This window comes from Nocardiopsis sp. Huas11, from assembly GCF_003634495.1.
Lineage (GTDB): Bacteria > Actinomycetota > Actinomycetes > Streptosporangiales > Streptosporangiaceae > Nocardiopsis.
Genome location: NZ_RBKY01000001.1, coordinates 6,384,504 through 6,399,748, shown reverse-complemented (window position 1 = coordinate 6,399,748; position 15,245 = coordinate 6,384,504). Strand labels below are relative to the sequence as shown.

General features: G+C 71.9%; 11 protein-coding genes. 10 read left to right on the top strand and 1 reads right to left on the bottom strand.

Going from position 1 to position 15,245, the window contains the following annotated elements:
• Nucleotides 1-11 precede the first annotated feature (11 nt).
• Nucleotides 12-722, bottom strand: coding sequence for a hemolysin III family protein (locus tag DFP74_RS28895; protein WP_121186572.1), 711 nt, complete (start codon nucleotides 720-722; stop codon nucleotides 12-14).
• A 479-nt stretch (nucleotides 723-1,201) separates the two neighbouring features.
• Between DFP74_RS28895 and ppdK the strand changes: the two genes are divergently transcribed.
• The 10 genes from ppdK to DFP74_RS28845 all read left to right on the top strand — a co-directional run bounded on the left by ppdK (nucleotide 1,202) and on the right by DFP74_RS28845 (nucleotide 15,215).
• Nucleotides 1,202-3,898, top strand: a complete 2,697-nt coding sequence (gene ppdK, locus DFP74_RS28890) for a pyruvate, phosphate dikinase (RefSeq protein WP_121186570.1) — start codon at nucleotides 1,202-1,204, stop codon at nucleotides 3,896-3,898.
• A gap of 333 nt (nucleotides 3,899-4,231) precedes the next feature.
• Nucleotides 4,232-5,458 carry a YdcF family protein gene (locus DFP74_RS28885; protein WP_121186568.1) on the top strand — a complete coding sequence of 409 codons (1,227 nt, stop codon included), beginning with the start codon at nucleotides 4,232-4,234 and terminating at the stop codon, nucleotides 5,456-5,458.
• 44 nt (nucleotides 5,459-5,502) lie between these two features.
• The gene (locus DFP74_RS28880; RefSeq protein ID WP_121186566.1) at nucleotides 5,503-6,756 is read left to right on the top strand and encodes a deoxyguanosinetriphosphate triphosphohydrolase; all 1,254 of its coding nucleotides are present in this window, start codon (nucleotides 5,503-5,505) and stop codon (nucleotides 6,754-6,756) included.
• Nucleotides 6,757-6,896: 140 nt separating this feature from the next.
• The gene (locus DFP74_RS28875) at nucleotides 6,897-8,003 is read left to right on the top strand and encodes a LacI family DNA-binding transcriptional regulator (protein WP_121188594.1); all 1,107 of its coding nucleotides are present in this window, start codon (nucleotides 6,897-6,899) and stop codon (nucleotides 8,001-8,003) included.
• Between the two features lie 174 nt (nucleotides 8,004-8,177).
• Complete coding sequence (gene araB / locus DFP74_RS28870) at nucleotides 8,178-9,830, top strand: ribulokinase (RefSeq protein WP_121186564.1); 1,653 nt, start codon at nucleotides 8,178-8,180, stop codon at nucleotides 9,828-9,830.
• Nucleotides 9,827-10,477: an L-ribulose-5-phosphate 4-epimerase gene (locus DFP74_RS28865; protein ID WP_121186562.1), complete on the top strand. Its 651-nt coding sequence runs from the start codon at nucleotides 9,827-9,829 to the stop codon at nucleotides 10,475-10,477. Before araB ends, DFP74_RS28865 begins: the two co-directional genes overlap by 4 nt.
• An 88-nt stretch (nucleotides 10,478-10,565) precedes the next feature.
• The gene (locus DFP74_RS28860) at nucleotides 10,566-11,924 is read left to right on the top strand and encodes an L-fucose/L-arabinose isomerase family protein (protein ID WP_233571403.1); all 1,359 of its coding nucleotides are present in this window, start codon (nucleotides 10,566-10,568) and stop codon (nucleotides 11,922-11,924) included.
• A gap of 101 nt (nucleotides 11,925-12,025) precedes the next feature.
• The gene (locus DFP74_RS28855) at nucleotides 12,026-13,354 is read left to right on the top strand and encodes an extracellular solute-binding protein (RefSeq protein ID WP_121186560.1); all 1,329 of its coding nucleotides are present in this window, start codon (nucleotides 12,026-12,028) and stop codon (nucleotides 13,352-13,354) included.
• An 11-nt stretch (nucleotides 13,355-13,365) separates the two neighbouring features.
• Nucleotides 13,366-14,313, top strand: a complete 948-nt coding sequence (locus DFP74_RS28850) for a carbohydrate ABC transporter permease (RefSeq protein ID WP_121186558.1) — start codon at nucleotides 13,366-13,368, stop codon at nucleotides 14,311-14,313.
• A gap of 2 nt (nucleotides 14,314-14,315) precedes the next feature.
• Entirely contained in the window at nucleotides 14,316-15,215 is a 900-nt protein-coding gene (locus DFP74_RS28845) for a carbohydrate ABC transporter permease (RefSeq protein ID WP_121186556.1), read from the top strand.
• The last annotated feature ends 30 nt before the right edge of the window (nucleotides 15,216-15,245 follow it).

The window sequence follows — 15,245 nt, the reverse complement described above, 5'->3', positions numbered from 1 at the left end:
AGTGGCGAGGGTCAGGCGGCGGTGTAGACCACGAAGGAGACCGCGACATAGTGGCAGACGAACGCCGCGATGGTCAGGGAGTGGAAGATCTCGTGGAAGCCGAACCACCGGGGCGCGGGGTTGGGGCGCTTGAGTCCGTAGACCACCGCGCCCACGCTGTAGAGCACGCCGCCGACGAGGATGAGGATCCACGTCGCCGGGTTCGTCCCGCCGATCAGGTCGGGGATGAACAGCACCGCGACCCATCCGATGGCCAGGTACAGCGCCGTCGACAGCCACCGGGGCGCGTTGAGCCACAGCAGCTTGAAGGCCACGCCCGCCGTGGCGCCGCCCCAGATCAGCGCGAGCATCGCCGCGCGCAGCGGGCCGTCCAGGACCAGGACCACGAAGGGCGTGTAGGTGCCCGCGATGATCAGGTAGATGTTGGAGTGGTCCAGGCGGCGCAGGACCTTCTGCGCGCGGGGGGACCAGCGGCCCACGTGGTAGACGGCCGAGGTGCCGAACAACAGGACCGAGCTGAGCGCGTACACCGCGCTCGCGGCCATGGCGGGCAGGGTGGGTGACAGGCACACCAGGACGATGCCTGCGGCCAGGGCGAGCGGCGCGGTGCCCAGGTGCAGCCACCCGCGCAGGCGGGGTTTGACCGCTTCCAGCAGGTCCTCGGCGGCTTCGCGCGCTCGGCTCGTCACCGTTTCGGTCTGGTTCTGCTGCTCCTTCGACACCGTCGCACTCCTCGCGTCCACCCGTCCCGCGCCTGTGCGGGGCCTCACCGGCAGCCTAACTTACGCACCCGTAGGTTACTGCCAGGTAATGCTGTGTCGCCTCGCACACCGCCGCGTCCGGGCCCGTGTCGGCGTGTCCGGCCGCGCCTGGGTGTGGCGGGTGTGGTTCTGGCGCAAAGAGTGCCGTCAGCGGCCTGTTCCCGGATGACCCGCTCTCCGGCGCCTGCACGGAGTTCCCAGGTCGGCGGCGGTGTCGCCGTGGCGCGGGCCCGTTTCGGTCGTAGTCTGGGCGCAAGGGGCCGGTGTACCCGAGCTGAACCATTGGTATAGACCTGTTCAACCTCCTTGAACTGCGGAAACATCGCAATCGGGGAGTTCATGACAGGGGAGTCGCGCACGGTGCGGATAGAGTCCGGTCCCATCCGGGCGAGGGGCCGATCCCACCGCGGAGCCGTCGAGAAGAACGAGGGAGCACCCCCGTGGCCAAGTACGTCTACAACTTCACCGAGGGCAGCAAGGACCAGAAGGATCTCCTCGGCGGAAAGGGGGCCAACCTCGCCGAGATGACCAACCTCGGTCTACCGGTGCCCCCCGGCTTCACGATCACCACGAAGGCGTGCCGGCACTACCTGTCGAATGGCAGCGTCCCCGCCGGGCTCGACGCCGAGATCGAGGCCAACCTCAAGGAGCTGGAGAAGGCCATGGGCCGCCGGCTCGGCCAGCCCGACGACCCGCTCCTGGTGAGCGTGCGCTCGGGCGCCAGGTTCTCGATGCCGGGCATGATGGAGACCGTCCTCAACATCGGCCTCAACGACGAGTCGGTCGTCGGCCTGGCCGCCCAGGGCGGCGACGAGCGCTTCGCGTGGGACTCCTACCGGCGCCTCATCCAGATGTTCGGCAAGACCGTCCAGGACATCGACGGCGAGCTCTTCGAGGAGGCCATCGAGGAGGCCAAGGCGGCCAAGGGCATCACCAACGACCTCGACCTGGACGCCGCGGACTTTCGCGCCCTCGTCGCCCGCTTCAAGGACATCGTCCAGGAGCAGACCGGCAGCCCCTTCCCCTCCGACCCCCGCGAGCAGATGACCCTCGCCGTCAAGGCGGTCTTCGACTCCTGGAACGCCCCCCGCGCGGTGCTCTACCGCCGCCAGGAGCGCATCCCCTCCGACCTGGGCACCGCGGTCAACATCTGCTCCATGGTCTTCGGCAACCTCGGTATGGACTCGGGCACCGGCGTCGCCTTCACCCGCGACCCCGCCTCGGGCCAGCCCGGCGTCTACGGCGACTACCTCCAGAACGCCCAGGGCGAGGACGTGGTGGCCGGCATCCGCAACACCGTCCCCCTCGCGGACCTGGAGAAGATCGACGCCGCCAGCTACCAGGAGCTGATGGGCATCATGCAGACCCTGGAGAACCACTACCGCGACCTGTGCGACATCGAGTTCACGATCGAGCGCGGCAAGCTGTGGATGCTCCAGACCCGCGTGGGCAAGCGCACCGCGGGCGCCGCCTTCCGCATCGCCGACCAGCTCGTCGACCAGGGCATGATCAGCCTCGACGAGGCTGTCCAGCGCGTCACCGGCGACCAGCTCGCCCAGCTGATGTTCCCGCGCTTCGACGACAGCGCCGCCACCGATCCCGACGTGCACCGGATCGGCCGCGGCATGAACGCCTCGCCCGGAGCCGCGGTCGGCAAGGCCGTCTTCGACTCCTACACCGCCGTCAAGTGGTCCCGCAGCGGGGAGAGGGTCATCCTGTGCCGCCGGGAGACCAACCCCGACGACCTGGAGGGCATGATCGCCGCCGAGGGCATCCTCACCAGCCGCGGCGGCAAGACCTCGCACGCGGCCGTGGTCGCCCGCGGCATGGGCAAGACCTGCGTGTGCGGTGCCGAGGAGCTCGACATCGACACCAAGAACCGGCGGATGACCGCGCCCGGCGGCGAGGTGGTCGAGGAGGGCGACGTCATCTCCATCGACGGCACCAGCGGCCAGGTCTACCTCGGCGAGGTCGCCGTGGTGGACTCCCCGGTCGTGCGCTACTTCGAGGGGGAGATCGACCCCGCCTCGGACCAGGCCGACGACCTCGTGCGCGCCGTGGACCGGCTGATGCACTACGTGGACGCCGCCCGCCGCATGTACGTGCGCGCCAACGCCGACACCCCCGAGGACGCCGCCCGCGCCCGCCGCATGGGCGCCCAGGGCATCGGGCTGTGCCGGACCGAGCACATGTTCCTCGGCGACCGCCGCCAGCTGGTGGAACGGCTCATCCTCGCCGACACCGAGGACGAGCAGGGGGAGGCGCTCGGCGCACTGCTGCCCCTGCAGCGGGAGGACTTCAACGGCATCCTCGGCGCCATGGACGGCCTCCCGGTCACCGTGCGCCTGCTGGACCCGCCGCTGCACGAGTTCCTGCCCGACATCACCGAGCTGTCGGTGCGCGTGGCCGTGGCCGAGGCGCGCGGCGAGAGCCACGAGAACGACCTGCGGGTGCTCCAGGCCGTGCACAAGCTGCACGAGCAGAACCCGATGCTGGGCCTGCGCGGCGTGCGCCTGGGCCTGGTGGTCCCCGGCCTGTTCACGATGCAGGTGCGCGCCATCGCCCAGGCCGCGGTGGACCGGATCAGGCAGGGCGGCCGTCCCCGCCCGGAGATCATGATCCCGCTGGTGGGCACGGTGCAGGAACTGGAGATCATCCGCGACGACGCGCTGCGCGTCCTGCGCGAGGTGGGGGAGGAGAACGGTCTGGACCTGGACTTCCCGGTCGGCACCATGATCGAGCTGCCCCGTGCCGCGCTCACCGCAGGGCAGATCGCCGAGCACGCCGCGTTCTTCTCCTTCGGCACCAACGACCTCACCCAGACCGTGTGGGGCTTCTCCCGCGACGACGTGGAGGCGTCGTTCTTCTCCGCCTACCTGGAGAAGGGCGTCTTCGGGGTCTCTCCGTTCGAGTCGCTGGACGTCGACGGTGTCGGCCGCCTCATCCGCATCGCCGTCGAGGAGGGCCGGGCGGCGCGCCCGGGGATCAAGCTCGGCGTGTGCGGTGAGCACGGCGGCGACCCGGCCTCGGTGCACTTCTTCCACGAGGTGGGGCTGGACTACGTGTCCTGCTCGCCCTTCCGAGTACCGGTGGCGCGCCTGGAGGCCGGCCGGGCCGCGGGCCGCGCCTCCGGCTGACCGGCCCCCGGCACACCGAGCCACCGCCCCCGCGCACACCCGCGGGGGCGGTGGCGTCCGCAGGGGCGTCCGCGGCCGTGGGAACGCGGCGTCGGGCGGATGCCTCCCGTCCGCGCACGCCCTAGACTCATGTCCCGGCGGGGAACTGCCCACCAGGGGTCATCGTGACCTTTTCGTGATATATTCTCGACCGCTGGCCTGGCCGTCTTCCCCGCCCCTCCTCACCTCAGGTTCGTCCCCCGAACGGGTCGGCCTGCCGAGAACCAGCGGTGGTCGGAAGCCGTCCCAGTAGGGGTGAGTACTCCAGTCAGCGAATTGTGCGGAGGTGAGCCGGTGCGAGTGGCAGGCGACGGTCACGGCGAAGAGCCGTGGGAGGCCCCGGCCGGTGCCTCCATCGATGACGAGGCCACCCGGGTCTTCTCGCGGAGCGAGTACGCCCCGGCCGCGACCGCGGACGGAGACGACGCCACACGCACCCTCGCGCGCGAGCCCGAGGTGGCCGGAGCCGGCGGCTCCGGCCTCGGTGCCGAGCCCGCTTCGGAACCCGGCGCGGGGAGCACCATGTCCTTCGAGCGCGACCCCGCGGCCGGCACGACCCGTGCGTTCTTCCGCGAGGAGTTCCCCTCCCGGCCGGAGCGGCCGGCCGGACACGATGCGGCCGGCGGCGATGCGGCCGGCGGCGCCCAGGGCGCCGGCGAGGGCGCGGAGACGTCCTTCACCCGCCGCTTCGTCCGCGACCGCCCCCCGCCCCGCGGGCGCGCGCCGCACACCGGACCCCGGCCCGGAGCCCAGAGCGACTCCGGCCCCGACTCCGACTTCGGGCCCGATGACGACTTCGGAGCCGACGACGGCTTCCGACCCGGACCCGGCGTGGAACCCGAACCCGAACCCGAGCGCGCCGCCCGTCGCCGTCCCCGGCAGCCCCGGCGCCGGCGCCCGCGCCGCCGGATCCGGCTGCGCTGGATCGTCACCCTGCTGCTGTTGGCCGTCCTGGCCGTGCCCCCGGCGACGTGGGGCTGGGTGTGGTACACCGCCCGCCAGGACGACCGCACCCCCTCCGACGCCATCATCGTGCTGGGGGCCAGCCAGTACAACGGCGTCCCCTCGCCGGTCTTCGAGGCCCGGCTGCGCCAGGCCCAGGAGCTCTACCTCGAAGGCGTGGCCCCGGTCATCGTCACCGTCGGCGGCAAACTGCCGGACGACAACTTCACCGAGGCCGCCTCGGGCCGCAACTGGCTGGTCGAGGTGGGCGTGCCCGCCGACTCCGTCGTCGCGGTCGAGGAGGGCAGCGACACCCTGCAGAGCATCGCCGCCGTCTCGGAGGTCTTCGCCGCCAACGGCTGGGAGACCGCGATCCTGGTCTCCGACCCCTGGCACAGCCTGCGCTCCAAGCAGATGGCGGACGACTTCGGCATCGAGGCGGGCGCCTCGCCCGCGCGCTCGGGTCCGGCCGTCATCGAGCGCCGCACCCAGCTGTGGTACATCACCCGTGAGACCACGTCCCTCTGGTACTACTGGATCTTCAACGACAGCAGCGACATCCGCGTGAACGCCGCCTGACCCGGCGTTCGGTTCCGTCACCGGCGGGAAGTAGGCTCGCAGTGATGACGAGCGGTTCCGGCGACGAAGGACGCGTCCTCGGCTACCAGGCCCGGGACACCGAGCGCATGGCCCGGGAACGGCGCAAGAACCGCGCCCGCGGCCCCTTCGAACGCGACCGCGCCCGGGTCCTGCACAGCTCGGCGCTGCGTCGTCTGGCCGCCAAGACCCAGGTCGTCCAGCCCGGTGTGAGCGACTTTCCGCGCACCCGGCTCACCCACTCCCTGGAGTGCGCGCAGATCGGGCGCGAGCTCGGCCAGGTGCTGGGCTGCGATCCCGACCTGGTCGAGGCCGCGTGCCTGTCGCACGACCTCGGCCATCCCCCGTTCGGGCACAACGGCGAGCGGGCGCTGGACGAGGCCGCGGCCGCCTGCGGGGGGTTCGAGGGCAACGCCCAGAGCCTGCGCCTGCTCGTGCGCCTGGAGGGCAAGGTCATCGACCCCGACGGGCGCAGCGCCGGGCTCAACCTCACGCGCGCCACCCTCGACGCCACGGTCAAGTACCCCTGGCGCCGGGGCGAGGGCGGCGACACCCGCAAGTTCAACTGCTACCCCGACGACACCGAGGTCTTCGACTGGCTGCGCGAGGGCGCGCCTGCGGGCCGGACCTGCTTCGAGGCCCAGGTCATGGACTGGTCCGACGACGTGGCCTACTCCGTCCACGACGTCGAGGACGCCCTGCACGCCGGGCTCGTGCGCATGGCCGCCCTGCGCAGCCCCGTCGAGCGCGCCGAGGTCGTGCGGGTGGCCGCCGACTCCTACTGCGACGCCGACCCCGCGGAGCTGGACGAGGTCTTCACCGAGCTGCTGGCCGCGCCCGTGTGGCCGGCCGAGTTCACCGGGGACCTGGCCTCGCTCGCCGCGCTGAAGAACCTCACCAGCGAGCTCATCGGCCGCTTCTGCCGGGCCGCCGAGGGCGCCACGCGCGCGGCCTACGGGCCCGGCCGCCTCACCCGCTACGGCGCCGACCTCATCGTTCCGCGCCGGGCCCTGCTGGAGTGCGCGCTGCTCAAGGCGGTCGCCGCCCACTTCGTGATGTCGCGCGCCGAGGCCCTGGCCTACCAGGTCGAGGAGCGCCGGACGGTCACCGAACTGGTGGAGGCGCTCTGGAAGGGCGCCCCGGGCGAGCTGGACCCCCAGTTCGCCGAGGCCTTCGCCGCCGCCGAGGACGACGCCTCCGCCCTCCGGGCGGTCGTGGACCAGGTCGCCTCGCTCTCCGACACCTCCGCCACCGTGCTCCACTCCCGCCTGCTGGGCTGACCCGATTCGGGAGTTTTCTCCTCGGAAGTCTTGACGCCGTTCCTGTTAACGCTAACAATGTTGGCTGCGTCACAGAACTTTCCCGAGTGTTACGAGGAGGTGCCGTCCAGGTGACCCCGCAGAGTGGCCGCAGCCCCGTCATGGCCGACGTCGCCCGCCTGGCCGGCGTCTCGCACCAGACCGTGTCCCGGGTCGTCAACGGCCACCCGAACGTGCGGGCGGAGACGACGATCCGCGTCCAGCGGGCCATCGACGAGCTCGGCTACCACCGCAACTCGACCGCGCGCGCCCTGGTCACCCGCCGGACCAACGTCCTGGGGGTCATCGCCTTCGACACCACGCTGTTCGGTCCGGCCCAGACCCTGGCCGGCATCGAGCGGGCCGCCCGCGAGGCGGGGTACTTCCTGAGCATCGTCAGCCTGGACGACGTCAGTCCCGCCGGCGTCGCCGAGGCCGTGGACTACCTCATCCAGCAGTCCGTCGAGGGCTGCATCGCCATCGCCCCGCAGCGGGCGCTGGTGGAGGTCCTGGCCGCGATGCCCGGGCCGCGCCCCCTGGTGGCGGTCGAGGGCGGCGAGGGGTCGGGGCTGCCGGTCGTGTGCGTCGACCAGGTCCAGGGCGCCCACGACGCCGTCCGCCACCTCCTCGACCTGGGGCACCGCACCGTCCACCACATCTCGGGCGACCCGGAGTGGCTGGAGGCCGAGTCCCGGGTGGCCGGCTGGCGCCGCGCCCTGGCCGAGGCCGGGACCACCGCCCCCGAGCCGCTCGTCGGCGACTGGAGCCCCCGCTCCGGTTACGAGAAGGGCCGGAGCCTGGTCCGGCGGCGTGCCGACGGGGAACCGGTCACCGCGGTGTTCGTGGCCAACGACCAGATGGCGATCGGCCTCCTGCGGGCCCTGGCCGAGGCCGGGCTCCGGGTCCCGGACGACATCAGCGTCGTGGGGTTCGACGACGTCCCCGAGGCCGAGTTCCTCGCTCCGCCCCTGACCACCGTCGCCCAGGACTTCGCCCAGCTCGGCCGGATGAGCCTGCGCGCGCTGCTCGACGAGCTGGGCGCGGGGGAGCGGCGCGGCGCCGAGCCCGCCGACACCGACACCGAACCTGACTCCGACTCCGCGTCCGCTCCCGAGCCCGATCCGGCCCTGCGGCTCATCGTGCCCGCACGGCTGCGGGTGCGCCAGAGCAGCGGGCCCGCCCCGTCCGCGGGGCCGCACCGCCCACCCGTCGCCCACCATCGCCCCTGAGGCGCTTCGCGAAGAGGAGGGGCTACCACCCTCAACGGACGGCCTCCGGCCGCACCACTGACCCCGCTCCCGCAACGACCGCCCGCAACGACCACGACATCCGCACACACCCCCGAGGAGGGCACACGCGTGGCCCAGAATGTTAACGCTCACAGAACCGGTGGCCCCGACGCCGTGGCCATCGGGGTGGACTTCGGCACCCTCTCCGGCCGCGCTGTCGTCGTCCGCGTGGCCGACGGGGCCGAACTGGGCACCGCCGTCCACGAGTACGAGCACGGCGTCATCTCCCGCACCCTGCCCGGCGGCACCGACCCCCTCGCGCCCGAGACCGCGCTGCAGTCCCCCGAGGACTACCGGCAGGTCCTGCGCACCGCCGTCCCCGAGGCCATCGCCGCCGCCGGCGTCGACCCGGCCGACATCATCGGCATCGGCACCGACTTCACCGCCTGCACCGTCATGCCCGTCACCCGCGAGGGCACCCCGCTCAACGAGCTGCCGGGCCTGGCCGACCGCCCGCACGCCTGGCCCAAGCTGTGGAAGCACCACGCCGCCCAGCGCGAGGCCGACGACATCAACGCCCTGGCCGCCGCCCGCGGCGAGAAGTGGCTGCCCCGCTACGGCGGCCGCATCTCCTCCGAATGGCAGTTCGCCAAGGGCCTGCAGGTCCTGCGGGAGGACCCCGAGGTCTACGACCGCACCGACCGGTGGATCGAGGCCGCCGACTGGATCGTGTGGGAACTGTGCGGCCAGGAGACCCGCAACGTCTGCACCGCCGGGTACAAGGGCATCCACCAGGACGGGGCCTGGCCCGGCAAGGACTTCCTGGGCGCCCTCGACCCCGCCTTCGCCTCCTTCGCCGAGGACAAGCTCGCCCACCCCCTCTCCCAACTCGGCGAGCGCGCGGGCCGCGTCACCGCCCGCGCCTCCGCCTGGACCGGGATCCCCGAGGGCGTGCCGGTGGCCGTCGGCAACGTCGACGCCCACGTCACCGCCGCCACCGCCCAGACCACCGGCACCGGCCGGATGCTCGCCATCATGGGAACGAGCACCTGCCATGTCATGAACTCCGACGTGCTGGCCGAGGTGCCCGGCATGTGCGGGCTCGCGCTCGGCGGCATCGCCCCCGGCATGTGGGGCTATGAGGCCGGACAGAGCGGCGTCGGCGACATCTTCGCCTGGTTCGCCGACTCCTACGTCCCCCCGGAGTACCACGAGCTGGCGCGCGAACGCGGACTGTCCGTCCACGACCTGCTCTCGGCGATGGCCGCCGGGGAGCCCGTCGGCGCCCACGGCCTGGTCGCCCTGGACTGGCACAGCGGCAACCGCTCGGTCCTGGTCGACCACGACCTGTCCGGGGTCCTGGTCGGCCTCACCCTGGCCACCCGCCCCGAGGAGGTCTACCGGGCGCTGATCGAGGCCACCGCCTTCGGCACCCGCACCATCGTCGAGGCCTTCGAGTCCGCAGGGGTCCCCGTCGACGACTTCACCGTCGGCGGCGGCATGGTCCGCAACCCCTTCGTCCTCCAGGTCTACGCCGACGTGCTCGACCGGCCGATCCGGCTCGTGGCCTCCGAACAGAGCTGTGCCGTGGGCGCCGCCATCCACGCGGCGGTCGCGGCCGGGGCCCACCCCGACATCCACGCGGCCTCCGCGGCCATGGGCGGCGTCCGCGAGGACACCGTCGACCCCGACCCCGCGCGCGCCGCCGCCTACGACGACCTCTACGCCCTCTACACCGAACTGCACGACCACTTCGGCCGCGGCGGGAGCGAGAGCCTGCACCGCCTGCGCGCCCTCCGCAACGCCGCCCGGAAGGGAACACGATGACCGCCGACGCCCTGCGCGAGCAGGTGTGCGCCCTGCACGCCGAACTCCTGCGCTGGAACCTGGTGACCTGGACCAGCGGGAACATCTCCGCCCGCGTCCCCGACGCCGACCTGATGGTGATCAAGCCCAGCGGAGTGTCCTACGAGGACCTCACGCCCGAGGACATGGTGGTGTGCGACCTCGACGGCGCCGTCGTCGAGGGCCGGCACAAGCCCTCCAGCGACACCGCTGCGCACGCCTACGTCTACCGGGCCCGCCCCGACGTCGGCGGTGTCGTGCACACCCACAGCCCCTACGCCACGGCGTGGGCCGCCCGCGGCGAACCCGTCCCGTGCGCCATCACCGCGATGGCCGACGAGTTCGGCGGCGACATCCCGGTCGGCCCGTTCGCCCTCATCGGCGGCGACGACATCGGCAAGGGCCTGGTCGCCACCCTCGAGGGACAGCGCTCCCCGGCCGTGCTCATGCGCGGCCACGGCGTGTTCACCGTCGGAGACACCGCCCGCGCGGCCGTCAAGGCGGCCGTCATGTGCGAGGACGTGGCCCGCACCGTCCACCTCGCCCGCGAGAACGGGCCCGTCGAGCGCCTGCCCCAGGAACACATCGACGCCCTCTACGACCGCTACCAGAACGTCTACGGCCAGTAAGGACACCTCCGTGCCCCACCCCCAGCCGACACCCTCGGCCCACGAACCCATCCAGAACCGGCCGCCCCGCATCGGCCTGCTCGGCATCATGCAGCCCCTCTACGACGACATGATCCCCGGCATCACCGAGCGCCAGGCCGAGTACGCCGCCCAGGTCGCGGCCTCGCTGTCGGAGACCGCGGAGTGGACGGTCAGCCCGCCCGTGCGCGGCCGCGCCGACGCCGAGCGGGCCGTGCGCGAGTTCGAGGCCGCCGGCCTCGACGGCGTCCTGGTCGTCATGCTCACCTACGGCCCCTCCCTGCGCGTGACCCGGCTGTTCAGCCAGATGCGGCTGCCGGTCGCGCTGGCCAACATCCAGCCCGACCCGGCGGTCAGCCCCTCCTGGGACATGGCCGACATGACCTACAACCAGGGCATCCACGGCGCCCAGGACACCGCCAACGCCATGGTGCGCGCGGGCCTGCCCTTCGAGGTCATCACGGGGGAGTGGGGCGGAGCCGAGTTCAACGCCCGCGTGGACCGCTGGGCGCGCGCCGCCCGCACCGTCACGGCGCTGCGCTCGCTCAAGGTCGGCGTGTTCGGCTACCCCATGAACGGCATGGGCGACGCCCGCGTGGACGAGACCGCCTTCCTGCGCAAGCTCGGACCCGAGATCGAGATCATCGCCCCGGGCACCCTGCACCGGACCATGGCCGAACTGCCCTCCGAGGCCGTCACCGAGCTCATGGAGTGGGAGGACGGCGCCTTCGCGGTCGACGAGCGCCTGTCCAAGGAGGAGCGCGAGGACCACGCGCGCATGCAGCTGGGCATCGAGCGGCTGCTGGAGGCCACCGGCTGCGGCGCCTACTCCACGCACTTCGACGCCATCGGCGAGGACGGCCGCTTCGCCCGCCTGCCCATGGCCGCCGCCTCCACCCTCATGGCCAAGGGCTACGGTTTCGCGGGCGAGGGCGACGTGCTGGCGGCCTCGGTGGTCTACGCCGGGCACCAGCTGGCCGGGGACGGCCACTTCACCGAGATGTACGCGATGGACTTCCCCACCGACTCCATCCTCATGAGTCACATGGGGGAGGGCAACTGGAAGGTGGCCCGCGACGACGAACCGATCCGCCTGATCAAGCGCCCGCTGGGCATCGGCGGCCTGGACGACCCGCCCACCATCGTCTTCCGGTACCAGCCGGGCCCGGCCACGCTGGCGTCGCTGGTGGCGCTCGGCGGTGAGCGCTTCCGACTGGTCGTGGCCGAGGGCGAGGTGGTCGACGCACCCGAGCTGCCCGACCTGGAGATGCCCTACGGCCAGTTCCGGCCCGCCACGGGCGTCCGTGCCTGCATGGACGCCTGGCTCCGGGCCGGCGGCACCCACCACATGGTCATGAACTCCGGCGCCCGGGCCGAGGACTGGCGCGTCCTGTGCGAGCTGGCCGACATCGAGTACGTCCAGGTCTGACCACACCAAGAGGCGCCCCACCCGGGGGCGCACCCGTCACCCCCCAACCACGGAGGGCCCGGCCACCCGGGCCCTCCGGCCCCCCGGCGCAAGGAGACACCATGCGCAGAACATCACGAGCGACACACGCGCCACCCCCGGCCCCAGCCGGGCCGGGCCGCCGGGCCTTCGTCACCGGCGCCCTGGCCACCGCGGGCCTGGCGGCGGCGGGCTGTGCCCCGCCCGACACCCTCCTCACCGGCAGGACCCGGCTTCGGCAGTGGAACCTGTTCGCGGGCGGTGACGGCAACCGGATGGTCGAGATGCACGACGCCTACCAGGCCGAGCATCCCGAGGTCGACTTCCGCGCCACCACCTTCACCTGGGGCGCGCCCTTCTACACCAAGGTCGCCATGGGCGCCGCGGGCGGGCGGGGCGCCGACATCGCCACCGTGCACGTCTCGCGGCTGGAGAGCCTGGCCCCCGGCCGTCTGCTGGACCCGATCGACCCCGCCCTGCTCGCGGAGTTCGGCATCGACGACACCGTCGTCCTGCCCAACATCTGGGAGAAGTGCTTCTTCGAGGGGGAGCTGTACGCCATCCCCATCGACACCCACGTGCTGATCCAGTACATCAACCTCGACGTGTGCAGGCAGGCGGGCGTGCTCGACGCCGACGACCGCCTCGTCGAGGTCTCCGGAGTGGACGACTACTTCGACCTGCTCCGCGAGATCCAGGGTGTGACCGGCGAGTACGGCCTCTCCATGGACACCTGGAACCCCTGGTCCAACTTCTGGGCGCTCTACCGCCAGCAGGACGGCGACATCGTCTTCGGCGAGGACGACTTCGAGATGGACGACGACAAGGCCCTGGCCGCCATGGACGTCATGTACCGCCTCTCCGAGGAGGGGCTGGCCCCGCGCCACTCCAGGGACGCCGACACCGCCGCGAACCTGTCGAACGGCCACGCCGGGCTGATGATCCACGGCAACTGGGAGATCCCCACCCTGGAGGCCACCGGGATCGAGTTCTCCGCCACCCAGTTCCCCGCCGTGTTCGGCAACCACCGCACGCGCGGTGACTCCCACTGCTACGTCTTCCCGCACCAGCGCGTCCGCGACCCCGAACGCACCCGGGCCGCCACGGAGTACGCCGCGTGGATGCTGCACAACAGCCTGACCTGGGCCGGCGGCGGACACATCCCCGCCTACCAGCCGGTCGTGGAGAGCGCCGAGTACGACGCGCTGCACCCCCAGTCCGAGTACCGCGAGGCCGCGGAGAACGTCCAGTTCGAGCCCGAGGCCTGGTTCAGCGGATCGGCCGGTCGGCTCCAGGAGGAGGCGGCCGGTGCCCTGACCACCCTCCACCAGGGCACCCAGACCCCGGAGCAGTCGCTCGACCAGCTCAAGGCCACCATCCGTGACCTCATGTCCGTTCCGTCGCCGGTGTAGGGAGCCCCATCATGACCCAGAACACCCAAGCTCCCGCGCCCCGCACCGCGCCCGGATCCGCCACGGCCGCCCCGCGCGGCCTCGTCGACGTCCGCCGCCGCCCGTCCTCCTGGACCGGCCTGTGGTTCGTCCTGCCCTTCCTGGCCTTCTACGCCGTCTTCCTGCTGTGGCCCGCCATCGTCGGATTCGGCTACACCTTCACCGACCGCAGCCTGGCCGGCGGCGACGTCTCCTTCATCGGCCTGGACAACTGGTCCGAGAGCCTGACCGACTCGGACATGTACGACTCGCTGTGGAACACGCTGTGGTTCACGATCCTGAGCGTGCCCCTCATGGTGCTGTTGGCGCTCGGCATGGCCCTGCTCACCGACCACGCGCGCCGCCTCGGCTGGTTCCTGCGACTGTCGTTCTTCGCGCCCTTCGTCCTGCCGGTCACGGTGATGACGCTCATCTGGGGCTGGATGTACAACCCCAGCCTGGGCCTGTTCAACGGCACGCTCGGACGCTTCGGGATCGAGGGCCCCGAGTGGCTCTTCTCCGAGGACACCGCGATGTTCTCCGTGGTGATCGCCACGGCGTGGTGGCAGGTCGGGTTCAACTACCTGCTCTACCTGGCCGCCATGCAGTCCATCCCCAAGGACGTCTACGAGGCCGCCGCGATCGACGGCGCCGGGGTCTGGCAGCGCATCGGCCGGATCACCCTGCCGATGCTGACCCGCACCACCGCGCTCATCACCGTCCTGCAGCTGATCGGCTCGCTGCGCGTGTTCGAGCAGATCTACCTCATGACCAGCGGCGGCCCCAACTTCGCCACCCGCACCGTGATCCAGTACATCTACGACTCCGGCTTCGTCGGGCTGCGCATCGGGCTGGCCTCGTCGATGGCCTACGTCTTCATGGTCCTGATCATCATCGCCTCCGTCGCCCAGTTCCGACTCTTCTCCCGGAAGGAGGGCTGACGATGGCCACCTCCACACCCCCCGTCGCACGCACCGCCCAGGGCCCCGCGACGACCCCCCGGCCCACGGTCCCGCGCCGTCGCCGGTGGTCGGTCGGCGCCGTGGCGCTGTACACCGTCGCCGCCCTGGCCGCACTCGTCTGGCTCGTCCCGCTGCTGTGGGCCTTCGCCACCTCCGTCAAGCCCGAGGGCGAGACCACGGTCATGCCGCCCACGTGGCTGTCGGAGAACGCCACCCTCGAGGCCTACGCCTCGGTCCTCGCCCGCGGGGACGTCCTGCGCTGGACCATGAACTCGTTCATCACCACGGTGATCGTCACCGTGCTCACCCTGGTGATCTGCGTCCTGGCCGCCTACGGGTTCTCCCGGTTCGACTTCCGCGGCCGGCCCGCGCTGTTCGCCCTCATCATCGGCGGCATCCTCATCCCGCCGCAGACCCTGATCGTCCCGCAGTTCGTGCTCATGACCCAGCTGGGCCTGGTCGACACCTACTGGGGCATCGCGCTGCCCCAGGTGGTCGCCCCGGTGTTCGTGTTCATCCTCAAGCGGTTCTTCGACGCCATCCCGCGCGACTACGAGGACGCCGCCCGCCTGGACGGCGCCGGACCGGTGCGCGTGCTGTGGAGCGTCATCCTCCCGTTGTCCCGGCCCATCCTCACCGCGGTCGGTATCTTCACCTTCATCGGCGCCTGGAACAACTTCCTGTGGCCGTTCATCGTGACCAACGACCCGGAGATGATGACCCTGCCCGTGGGACTGGGCACCGCCGTCGGCCAGTACGGCATCCAGTACGCGCAGGTGATGGCCTCCGCCGTGCTCGGCGCCATCCCCCTGCTCGTCGTGTTCCTGCTCTTCCAGAGGCACATCGTCACCGGTGTGGCCGGAGCGGGCATCAAGGGCTGACCCGTGCACGTCGAACCCCCTCAGGAGACC